The organism is Corallococcus llansteffanensis (assembly GCF_003612055.1).
GTDB classification, from domain to species: Bacteria; Myxococcota; Myxococcia; order Myxococcales; family Myxococcaceae; genus Corallococcus; species Corallococcus llansteffanensis.
The window spans coordinates 1-11,570 of record NZ_RAWB01000321.1; the positions used below are offsets into that span (position 1 = coordinate 1).

General features: G+C 69.8%; 1 protein-coding gene. It reads left to right on the forward strand.

Going from position 1 to position 11,570, the window contains the following annotated elements:
- Positions 1 to 453: 453 nt before the first annotated feature.
- Positions 454 to 11,570: non-ribosomal peptide synthetase (locus D7V93_RS26425; RefSeq protein WP_120646036.1), on the forward strand; the 11,117-nt coding region annotated here is incomplete at its 3' end.

The window sequence follows — 11,570 nt, forward strand, 5'->3', positions numbered from 1 at the left end:
GAGCCAGGGGGAGGGAGATCCTTCCACCTGGCGGCCCCGTTCTCACGGCGCCCCGGGGCCGGACGTGGGCTCGGGCGTTCTCCCGGGTGCCCGGAGCGGGCGGTGATGACGCGTCAGGAGCGGCCGCTCCCCCCTCATTCGAGGCGGCGACCCGGGGGGCAGGTTTCCCTCGGGAGGACATCCGACGTCCTTCCGTCCCCACCTTCAGGGAACCAGCGCAATCCGGCAAATACCTGGATTTATTCGAGTGGGCTTCAAGGCGCCCCCATGACAGGCCGCTTGCCGGCGGAATAATCTCACCACCGTGAATTTGACCCACCCTTGCGCCTCTCCCGGGAGAGCGGCGCAGGGCGTCAAACCGGCAAATGAAGCAGGTCGGAGTTCTCGCGAAACCCACCACGGGCCTGGGTGGCGTTCGCGCGTGGTGGCGTTCCCGAGTGCGGAGTACATGAGATGAGCAACGAGCTGTCGAAGCGGATCGCGAACCTCTCCCCGGAAAAGCGCGCTGAGCTGTTGAAGAAGATGGCCGCGCAGAAGTCGGCGCCTGGCAACGCGGTGCGCGGCCTCATCCCGGTCCAGGACCGCTCGCGCCCGCTGCCGCTGTCCTTCGCGCAGCAGCGGATGTGGTTCATGGATCAGCTCGACCCGGGCAGCCCCCTGTTCAACGTGCCCATGGCGGTGCGCCTGGAGGGCCCGCTGGATGTGGACCTGCTGGAGCGCGCGCTGCGCGAGGTGGTGCGCCGGCACGAGGTGCTGCGCACCACCTTCCGCGAGAGCGCCTCCGGGCCTGTACTGGTGATCTCGCCGGAGCCGGTGTTCACGCTGGAGCGACAGGAGCTCACGGGCGCGGCGCCGGACGAGGCGTGGCGCGTGGCGCGCGAAGCGGCGGCCCGGCCCTTCGACCTGGCCCAGGGGCCGCTGCTGCGCGCGCTGCTGCTGACGTCCGGCCCGAATGAGCACCTGCTCGTGGTGGTGCTGCACCACATCATCTCCGACGGCTGGTCGATGACGCTGCTGGTGCGCGAGGTGGCGGTGCTCTACGGCGCGTTCGCGAAGGGCCTGCCCGCGGCCCTGCCGGAGCTTGGAGTGCAGTACGCCGACTTCGGCGTGTGGCAGCGCGAGTGGCTCCAGGGCCCGCGCCTGGAGAAGCAACTCGACTTCTGGAAGCAGCAGCTCGCCGGGGTGCCGTCCGCGCTGGAGCTGCCCACCGACCATCCCCGCCCCGCGATCCGCGATGGCCGAGGAGCCCGACAGGATGTCCACCTCCCGCGCGAGCTGATGGACGCGATGAAGGCGCTGGCGCAGCAGGAAGGCGCCTCGCTCTTCATGGTGCTGCTGGCGGGCTGGCAGGTGTTGATGTCGCGGTACACGGGCCAGGAGGACGTGACGGTGGGCTCGCCGATGGCGGGCCGGACGCGCGGGGAGGTGGAGGGACTCATCGGCCTCTTCGTCAACGTGCAGGTGCTGCGCACGCAGGTGGAAGGCAGCGCGTCCTTCCGCTCCCTCCTGCGGCAGGTGCGAGACAGGGTGCTGGGGGCCCAGGAGCATCAGGATCTGCCCATCGAGCGGCTCGTGGAGGAGCTGCGTCCGGAGCGCATCCAGGGCCGCACGCCGTTCTTCCAGGTCATGCTCACGTTCCAGGCGTCCTTCCGCGGCGCGGCCGTCGTGGAAGGCGTGAAGCTGGAGGCGCTGGAGCTCGACACGCACACGGCGAAGTTCGACCTGACGCTCCAGGTGCTGGAGACGGAGCAGGGCCTCAAGGGCTACCTGGAGTACGCCACCGATATCTACACCGCGCCCACCGTGGCGCGCATGGCCGGGCATCTGCGAGTGCTGCTGCAGGGTGCGGTCACCCGTCCGGACGAGACGGCGACACGGCTGCCGCTGTTGACCGACGCCGAGCGCCAGCAAGTGCTCGTCGAGTGGAACGACACCGACGTGGCGCTGCCCGCGGAGCTGGGGGTTGCGGAGCGCTTCGCGGCCCAGGCACGCCTGACGCCAGACGCGCTGGCGGTCGTGGCCCCGGGGGAAGCGCCACTGACGTACGGCGAGCTGGACGCGCAGGCGAACCAACTGGCGCACCACCTGCGAAGCCTGGGCGTGGGCCCCGAGGTCCTGGTGGGCGTGTGCCTGGAGCGCACGCCTCGCTTGCTGGTGGCGCTGCTGGGCATCCTCAAGGCGGGTGGCGCCTACGTGCCCCTGGATCCGTCCTACCCGGCGGACCGCCTGGCGATGATGGTGTCCGCGTCGCGCATGTCGCTGCTGCTGACGCAGCAGTCACTGGAGGGCACGGTGGAGGCCCCAGGCCTCCCGCGCTACCTGCTGGACGCGGAGGCCCCCGCACGCGCGGGCCTCTCCACCGAGGCCCCGGCCCGGACGGCGCAGCCGGAGAACCTCGCGTACGTCGTCTTCACCTCCGGAAGCACAGGGGCGCCGAAGGGCGTGATGGTGTCGCACCGCAACTGGGCGAATGCGTACCTGGGCTGGGAGCGAAGCTACGCGCTGAAGGAGCAGTGCCGAAACCATCTGCAGATGGCGAGCTTCTCCTTCGACGTCTTCGGCGGGGACTTGTCCCGAGCGCTGTGCTCGGGCGGCAAGCTGGTGCTCTGCCCGCGCGAGTGGCTGCTGGAGCCCCAGAAGCTGCATGCGTTGATGAAAGCCGAGGACGTCGACTGCGCGGAGTTCGTCCCGGCGGTGCTGCGCGGGCTGTTGCAGCACCTGGAGGAGACGGGCCAGCGACTGGAGGCGCTGAGGCTCCTCACCGCCGGCTCCGACGCCTGGTACGTGAATGAGTACCTGCGCGTCCGGAAGGTGCTTGGCGAAAAGACGCGCCTCATCAACTCCTACGGCATCAGCGAAACCACCATCGACAGCACGTGGTTCGAGAGCGACGCGCTGGAGGCGGGAGACAACCGGCTGCTACCGATTGGGAAGCCCTTCGCGAACGTGCGGATACACGTACTGGACGCGGCGCTGCGGCCGGTGCCCGTGGGCGTGGCGAGCGAGCTGTACATCGGCGGCGAAGGCGTGACGCGCGGGTACTGCCACCGTCCGGAGTTGACGGCGGAGCGCTTCGTGCCCGACCCCTACGGGGCACCGGGTTCGCGGCTGTACCGCTCGGGGGACAGGGCGCGGTACCTGGCGGACGGGAACATCGAATTCCTCGGCCGGGCGGACACGCAGGTGAAGCTGCGTGGCTTCCGCGTGGAGCTGGGCGAAATCGAGTCGGTGCTGGGCAAGCACCCGGCGGTGCGCACGGCGGTGGTACTGGTGCGCGAAAACCCGCGACGCCTCATCGCGTACGTGGTGGCGCCCGAGGACACGACCAGCGTGGAGCTGCGCGACTTCCTGCGCGAACAACTGCCCGAGTACATGGTGCCGGCGGCCTTCGTGGTGATGGACGCGCTGCCGCTGACACCCAACGGGAAGGTGGATCGCAAGGCCCTGCCGACGCCGGACGGGGCGCAGGAGGCGGCGCACTTCGTGGCCCCGCGTACGCAGACGGAGGAGTTGCTGGCGCAGGTGTGGGCGCAGGTGCTGGGCGTGACCAGGGTGGGAGCGGAGGACAACTTCTTCGACCTGGGCGGGCACTCACTGCTGGCGACGCAACTGGTAGCCCGGGTGCGCGCCGCGCTCGATGTGGAACTGCCACTGCGCGCGCTCTTCGAGGCGCCCACTGTCGCCAAGCTCGCCGAGCGGGTGCAGCAGGCCAGCACCGCGGCACGCCTGCCGCCCCTCACCCGGACGCGGGCGGAGGGCCCCCAGCCCCTGTCCTTCGCGCAGCAGCGCCTGTGGTTCCTGGATCAGCTCGCGCCCGATGACGCGTCGTACAACCTCCCCGCCGCACTGCGCCTCTCAGGGCGCCTGGACGTGGAGGCCCTGCGCCGCGCCTTCGAGGCGCTCGTCCAGCGTCACGAGGCCCTGCGCACCACCTTCTTCGAGCAGGAAGGCCAGCCCTTCCAGCGCATCCACGCGCCGTCCACCTGGGCCCTCCCGGTTGAAGACTTGTCCGCTCTGGATGCAGCCGCGAGCGAAGCGGAGACGGTGCGGCTCGCCACGCGCGAAGCCCGTCAGCCCTTCCACCTCGTCCACGGGCCGCTGCTGCGCACCTCACTGCTGCGGCTCTCGGAGGAGACGCACGTCCTGCTGGTGACGATGCACCACATCGTCTCCGACGCCTGGTCCATGGGCGTGCTCGTGAAGGAACTGGCCGCAGGCTACGCGGCCTTCAGCGAGGGCAAGGAGCCCTCACTCCCGCCGCTGCCCGTGCAGTACGCGGACTTCGCTGCATGGCAGCGCCAGTGGTTGCAGGGAGAGGTGCTGGAGACGCAACTGGGCTACTGGAAGCACCAGCTCGCCGGAGCACCCTCGGCATTGGAGTTGCCCACGGACCGTCCGCGTCCGCCCGTGCAATCCCGGCGCGGCGCCACGGTGCCGGTGAACATCCCCGCGGCCCTTACCCGCTCTCTGCGAGGCCTTGCCCAGCGCGAGGGCGCCACGCCCTTCATGCTGCTGCTGGCCGCGTTCCAGCTGTTGCTGTCGCGCTACTCCGCCCAGGACGACGTCTCCGTGGGCTCCCCCATCGCGGGACGCACGCACGCGGAGGCCGAAGGCCTCATTGGCTTCTTCGTCAACACGCTCGTGCTACGGGCGCGGATGCAGCCGGAGGACTCGTTCCGCAAGCTGCTGGCCCAGATACGCGGCACGACGCTCGCGGCCTATGAGCACCAGCACGTCCCCTTCGAGAAGCTGGTGGAAGTCCTCCAGCCCTCACGCGACTTGAGCCGCAGCCCCCTCTTCCAGGTGATGTTCGTCCTGCAGAACGCGCCCGCCGAAGCGCTGCGCGTGCCCGGCCTCTCCTTCCAGCCCGTCCCGTTGGAGGGCAACTCCGCGCGCTTCGACCTGGCGCTGACACTCTTCGAGGTGCCCCAGGGCCTCACCGGCTTCCTCGAGTACAGCAGTGACCTCTTCGACGCCGCCACCGTCCAGCGGTTGATGAGCCACTACGGTGTCCTGCTGGAGGCCATCGCCAGGCAGCCGGATGCCTCCATCGCCTCACTGCCCCTGATGACGGCGACGGAGCAGCAGCAATTGCTCGTCGAATGGAATGAGACGGACGTCGAGTTCCCGAGCGACACCTGCATCCACCACGTCGTTGCAGAGCAGGCCCGCCGCGCGCCTGACGCCGTGGCCGTGCGCATGGGCGAGCGCAGCCTCACCTACGCGGGCCTCGATGCCTGGGCCCACCAGCTTGCCGTGCAGCTCCATGCCGCCGGTGTCTCTCGCGGCGACCGCGTGGCCGTCCTCGCGGAGCGCTCCCCGGAATTGGTGGCTGGCCTGCTGGCCACCCTCAAGGTGGGCGCGGCCTACGTGCCCATTTCCCCGGGTGTCCCGCCCGAGCGGCTCGCCTTCATGCTGGAGGACAGCGCCGCATCCGTCCTCCTCACCCAGCAGCATCTGCGCGCTTCGCTGCCTGCGCTCTCCGCACGCGTCTTCTCCCTGGAGGCGGAAGCCGTTATTCCTCGCGCGCCACTGCCGGTGCAGAGCGTGGGCGCGGAAGACCTGGCCTACGTCATCTACACCTCGGGCAGCACGGGGCGTCCCAAGGGCGTCGCCGTGCACCACCGCGGGTTGATGAACCTCGTCGCCTGGCACCAGCGCACCTATTCCCTGGCGCCTTCGGACAGGACGGCCCTCACCGCGGGCGTCGCCTTCGATGCCTCCACCTGGGAGGTGTGGCCCTCGCTTGCCTCTGGCGCGAGCCTCGTCGTGCCTCCCGACGCCGTGCGCGCCGAGCCCTCCCAACTGCTGCGCTGGCTGGCCACGGAAGCCATCACCACCTGCTTCATGCCGACGCCTCTCGCCGAGGCCGTGTTGCGTGAAGAGTGGCCAAAGCCCATGGCCCTGCGCGCCCTGCTGACGGGCGGCGATGCCCTGCACCACGGCCCTCCCGCCTCGGTGCCCGCAACCCTCTTCAACCACTACGGCCCCACCGAGAGCACCGTCGTCGCCACCTTCACTCCTGTGGCCGCCACCGCACGGGATGACGGCACGCGCCCGCCCATCGGCCGCCCCATCGCCAACACCCGCACCTACGTCCTCGACTCCCACCTGCGTCCGGTGCCCGTCGGTGTCCCCGGGGAACTCTTCCTCGCCAGCGAAGGCCTCGCCTGGGGCTACCTCGGCCAGCCTGCCCTCAGCGCCGAGCGCTTCATCCCCCACCCCTTCGCCTCCGCACCCGGTGCTCGCCTCTACCGCACCGGCGACGTCGTGCGCTGGCGCGCCGACGGCCACCTGGACTACCTGCAGCGGCTCGACTTCCAGGTGAAGGTGCGCGGCTTCCGCATCGAGCTGGGCGAAATCGAAGCCTCCCTGCTCGCGCATGCCTCCGTGCATGAGGCCGTCGTCCTCGCTCGCGAAGACGTCCCCGGGGACAAGCGCCTCGTCGCGTACCTCGTCGCCGTGGCCGGTGAAACGCTCGACACCGCCGTGCTCCGCGCGTTCCTCAAGGAGCGGCTGCCCGAGTACATGGTGCCCTCGGCCTTCCTCGCCCTGGAGGCCCTGCCCCTCAACGCCAACGGCAAGTTGGACCGCAAGGCGCTGCCCGCGCCCGACGCCTCACCCCTCGCGGACTTCGTCGCCCCTCGCAACCCCACCGAGGAGAAGCTCTCCGAAGTCTTCGCCCTCGTCCTGCGCCGCGAGCAGGTCAGCATCCACGACGACTTCTTCGCCCTCGGGGGTCACTCCCTGCTGGCCACGCAGCTCATCTCACGCGTGCGCAGCACATTGGGCGTGGAGCTGCCGCTCCGTGCCCTCTTCGAAGCGCCCACCGTGGCCGCGCTCGCAGAGCGCCTCAGCGCCAACACCTCGAACCTCCGCCTGCCGCCGCTCACCCGGATCCGCACGGAGGGAGCAACACCGCTGTCCTTCGCGCAGCAGCGACTCTGGCTGTTGGATCAGCTCAGTCCCGGAGACGTCTCGTACAACATCCCCACGGCGCTTCGGCTGACGGGCCGCGTGGACGTGGAGTCCCTGCGCCGCGCCTTCGAAGCCCTGGTCGCCCGGCACGAAACGCTGCGCACCACCCTGGTCCAGCATCAGGGCCAGCCCGCGCAGCACATCCACGCCCCCATGGCGTGGACCCTGCCCCTGCTCGACGTGTCCTCCCTGCCCGAAGTCCAGCGAGAGGCAGAGGCCCGGAGCCTCGCGAACCAGGAGGCGCAGCGTCCCTTCAATCTGGAAGCCGGCCCGCTCCTGCGCACCGCGCTGGTGCGGTTGTCCGAGGAGACGCACTTCCTGCTGGTGACGATGCACCACATCGTCTCCGACGGCTGGTCCATGGGCGTGCTCGTCCGGGAGGTCACGGCACTGTACGCGGCCATCCAGACGGGCCAGGAGCCCGCCCTCGCACCGCTGCCTGTGCAGTACGCGGACTACGCGACGTGGCAGCGCGACTGGCTCCAGGGAGAGACGCTGGACGCGCAGCTTGGCTATTGGAAGGAGAAGCTCGCGGGCGCTCCGTCCGCGCTGGAGCTGCTGACGGATCATCCGCGTCCCCCCGTGCAGTCGCATCGAGGGGCGACCGTGCCCGTGCAGCTCTCGCTGCCTGTCTCCAACGCCCTCAAGACCCTGGCCCAACGTGAAGGCGCCACGCCCTTCATGACCCTGCTCGCGGGCTTCCAGGTGCTCCTGTCGCGCTACTCCGGGCAGGACGACATCAGCGTGGGCTCTCCCATCGCCGGTCGCACCCAGGCGGAGACCGAGGGCCTCATCGGCTTCTTCGTCAACACGCTCGTGCTGCGCACGCGGCTGTCGCCGGAGGCTTCGTTCCAGCAGGTGCTGGCCCAGGTGCGAGGCACCACTCTGGCCGCCTACGAACACCAACACCTGCCGTTCGAGAAGCTGGTGGAAGCGATCCAGCCCGTGCGGGATCCGAGCCGCAGCCCGCTCTTCCAGGTGATGTTCACCCTGCAGAACACGCCCATCGAGGACCTGCGCGTCCCGGGCCTCTCCTTCCAGCAGGTGGCGACCGAGACACGCTCGGCCAAGTTCGATCTCACCCTGCTGTTGCAGGACTCGCCGCAAGGCTTCGTCGGAAACCTGGAGTACAGCACGGCGCTGTTCGAGCGGAGCACGGTGGAGCGGATGGCCGCCCATCTGCGCACGTTGCTGGAAGCCGTGGCCGCGAAGCCCGAGCAGTCCGTGGCGGAGCTGCCCCTGCTGGGAGCCGAAGAGCGTCAGCGCCTGCTGGTGGATTGGAACGACACCGCCGTTGCCAGTCCCATGGACGTCCCCGTCCACGTCCACTTCGCCCACCAGGCCCGCCGCACTCCTGGCGCCGTGGCCCTTGTCCAGGGCGATACCACGCTCACGTACGCTCGGCTCGACGCCCGCGCCAACCAACTGGCCCACCACCTGCGCGCTCTCGGCATCACTCCCGGCGCCCGCGTGGGCCTCGCCGTCGAGCGCTCCTTCGACCTGATTGTCGCGCTCCTCGCCATCCTCAAGGCCGGTGCCGCCTTCGTCCCCGTCGACCGCAACGCCCCCGTGGAGCGCATCACCGCGCTGCTGGAGGACGCCGACGTCGAGGTGGTGCTCACCCATCAGCCCTTCGCCTCACTGCTGCCCGCCACCGGCACCCGCGTCTGGCTGGACGCGCAGCAGGAGGTCCTCGCCGCGTTGCCCACGCATGCGCCAGACGTCTACGTGGACGGCGAGTCTCTGGCCTACGTCATGTTCACCTCCGGCTCCACGGGACGGCCCAAGGGCGTCTGCGTGCCCCACCGGGGCATCACCCGGCTGGTGCTCGGCAACACCTTCATGCGCTTCGGCCCTGAAGAGGTGTGGCTCCAGTTCGCCCCGGTCGCCTTCGACGCTTCCACGCTCGAAATCTGGGGCGCGCTGCTGCACGGCGCGAAGCTCGTCCTCGCACCGCCGCACGCACTCACCCTGGAGGAGTTGACCACGCTGGTGCGCCAGCACCGCGTGACGACGTTGTGGCTGACGACCGCGCTCTTCGAGCAGATGGCCCTGCATCAGGGGGAGGCCCTGGCGGCGGTGCCGCAAGTCATGACGGGTGGCGAGGTCATGCCCTGGGCCCGCATGCGTGCGCACCTGCCCCGTCTCGCCGCGGGCTCGACGCTGGTGCATGCCTATGGCCCGACGGAGAACACGACGTTCTCCACCACGCTGTCCCTGCATCGCGACACGGTGGTGGACGGCCCGGTATCCATCGGCCGCCCCATCTCCAACGCCACGGCCTACGTGCTGGATGCGCACCTCCGACCCGTTCCCGTGGGCGTCGCGGGCGAGGTCTACGTTGGTGGCCCTGGCCTTGCCTGGGGCTACCTGCACCGCCCCGACCTCACCGCGGAGCGCTTCGTCCCGCATCCCTTCGCCACGGTTTCAGGCGAACGGCTCTACCGCACGGGTGACAAGGCCCGCTGGTTGGAGGACGGCACGCTCGACTTCCTCGGCCGCGTCGACTTCCAGGTGAAGGTGCGCGGCTTCCGCATCGAGCTGGGTGAAATCGAAACCTCCCTGCGCGCGGCCACCGGCGTCAACGAGGCCGTCGTCGTCGCCCGTGGAAGTGACGGAGACAAGCGCCTCGTCGGCTACGTCACCGCGCTCGAAGGACACTCGCTGGACACGGGGGTGCTCAAGGCACACCTCAAGCAGCACCTGCCCGAGTACATGGTGCCCTCCGTGCTGCTGGTGTTGGAGGCCCTGCCCCTCAACGCCAACGGCAAGGTGGACCGCAAGGCCCTGCCCGAACCGGGCGATGCTCCGCGCGCCTCCGCCTTCGTCGCCCCGCGCAACGCCACCGAGGAGATGCTGGCCGCGTGCTTCTCCGAGGTGCTGCGCGTGGAGCGCGTCGGAGTCCAGGACGACTTCTTCGCGCTCGGCGGCCACTCACTGCTGGCCACCCAGCTCGTCTCGCGCGTGCGCGCGGCCTTCGGCGTGGAGCTTCCCCTGCGGGCCCTCTTCGAGGCCCCCACGGTGGAAGCGCTCGCGAAGCGGCTCGAAGGGGCCCAGCGCTCCCCGCACCAGGCACCGCCGCTGCGGCCCACCTTGCACGGGGAAGTCATTCCGCTGTCCTTCGCGCAGCAGCGCCTCTGGCTGCTGGATCAGCTCAAGCCCGGAGACGTCTCGTACAACATCCCCACGGCCCTGCGGCTGACGGGCCGCGTGGACGTGGAGTCCCTGCGCCGCGCCTTCGAAGCCCTGGTCGCCCGGCACGAAACGCTGCGCACCACCCTCGTCCAGCATCAAGGCGAGCCCGCGCAGCACATCCACGCCCCCATGGCGTGGACCCTGCCCCTGCTCGACGTGTCCTCCCTGCCCGAAGTCCAGCGGGAAGCAGAGGCCCGGAGCTTCGCGAACCAGGAGGCACAGCGCTCCTTCGACCTGGAAGCAGGCCCGCTCCTGCGCACCGCCCTGGTGCGACTGAGTGGCGAGGAGCACCTGCTGCTGGTGACGATGCACCACATCGTCTCCGACGGCTGGTCCATGAGCGTGCTCGTCCGCGAGCTGGCTGCCTTCTACGAGGCGCTCAGCACGGGCCGGACGCCGTCGCTGCCCGCGCTCCCGATGCAGTACGCGGACTTCTCCACATGGCAGCGCGAGTGGCTCCAGGGTGAAGCGCTGGACACGCAGATCGGCTACTGGAAGCAGCAGCTTTCCGGAGCGCCCGCCGCGCTGGAGCTGCCCACCGACCGCCCGCGTCCACCCACGCAGTCGCACCGAGGCTCGACAGTGCCCGTGCGGCTCTCGCTGCCTGTCTCCGAGGCCCTCAAGGCCCTGTCCCAGCGAGAGGGCGCCACGCCCTTCATGACGCTGCTCGCGGCCTTCCAGGTGCTCCTGTCGCGCTACGCCGGCCAGGACGACATCAGCGTCGGTTCACCCATCGCGGGCCGGACCCAGGAGGAAACCGAAGGCCTCATCGGCTTCTTCGTCAACACGCTGGTGCTGCGTGCGCACCTGAAGCCTCAGTCGACTTTCCGTGAACTGCTGGCCCAGGTGCGCGGCACCACGCTCGCCGCCTACGAGCACCAGCACCTGCCCTTCGAGAAGCTCGTCGAAGCGGTGCATCACTCACGCGACTTGAGCCGAAGCGCGCTCTTCCAGGCGATGTTCTCTCTGCAGAACACGCCCTCCGAAGCGCTGCGCCTGCCGGGCTTGTCCTTCCAGCCTGTGGAAGTGGACACGCGCTCCTCGAAGTTCGACCTCACGCTCAGCTTGCAGGAGTCGCCTCAGGGCTTCGTCGGTGCGCTGACGTACGCCACGGACCTCTTCGACGCCTCGAGCATTCAGCGCATGGCCGGCCACCTGGGCGTGCTGCTGGAGGCCATCGCCGCGAAGCCCGACACGACGCTCGCGAACCTGCCCCTGCTCACCGACACCGAGCGCCAGCAGTTACTCGTGGGCTGGAACGGCCCGCGCGTCGACTTCGCGCGTGACACCTGCATCCACGACGCCTTCGCCGCCCAGGCACGCCTCACGCCCGATGCACTGGCCGTCGTGTGCCGCGACGAGCAGCTCACCTTCCGGGAACTCGACGCGCGCGCCAA